The sequence below is a fragment of the Candidatus Hydrogenedentota bacterium genome (assembly GCA_016791475.1).
Classification (GTDB): Bacteria; Hydrogenedentota; Hydrogenedentia; order Hydrogenedentales; family JAEUWI01; genus JAEUWI01.
On record JAEUWI010000384.1, the window covers coordinates 1 to 560 of the forward strand.

Consider the following 560-nt stretch of genomic DNA (forward strand, 5'->3'; position numbering starts at 1 on the left):
GATCTCGGCGTGCTCGGCCGTCGCCGCGGGCGTGCCGGCGCCGGGCAGGGGATGACGGCGACGGAAAGCCTCTGGCTCAGCGCGTTCTACATCGGCGCGGGGCTCGCCTTCGGCGGCTGGGGCTGGTGGTCGAGGGGGGCCGATTCGGGTCTCGACTACTTCACCGGCTTCCTGGTGGAGAAGTCGCTCTCGCTCGACAACGTCTTCGTGATCGCGCTGATCTTCTCGACGCTCGCGATCCCGCCCGCCTATCAGCATCGGGTGCTGTTCTGGGGCATTCTCGGCGCAATCGCGCTGCGCGCGATGATGATCGCGGCGGGCGCGGCGCTGGTCAGCAACTTCTCGTGGGTGCTCTATCTTTTCGGCGCGTTTCTCGTCGCCACCGGCGTCAAGATGCTGTGGCTGGGCGATCGCGAGCCGGACATCGCCGGAAACCCGCTGCTGCGCCTCATGCGCCGCTACATGCGGGTGACCGACCGACTTCACGGCCAGCACTTCCTGGTGCGCCTGCCGGACCCGGCGAGCGGCCGCAACCTGTGGCACGCAACGCCGCTGCTACT

The 560-nt window shown here is 68.6% G+C and carries 1 protein-coding gene; it reads left to right on the forward strand.

From position 1 onward, the window contains the following. Positions 1–560 (forward strand): TerC family protein (locus tag JNK74_29805; GenBank protein MBL7650365.1); only part of this gene is annotated, 560 nt, incomplete at both ends.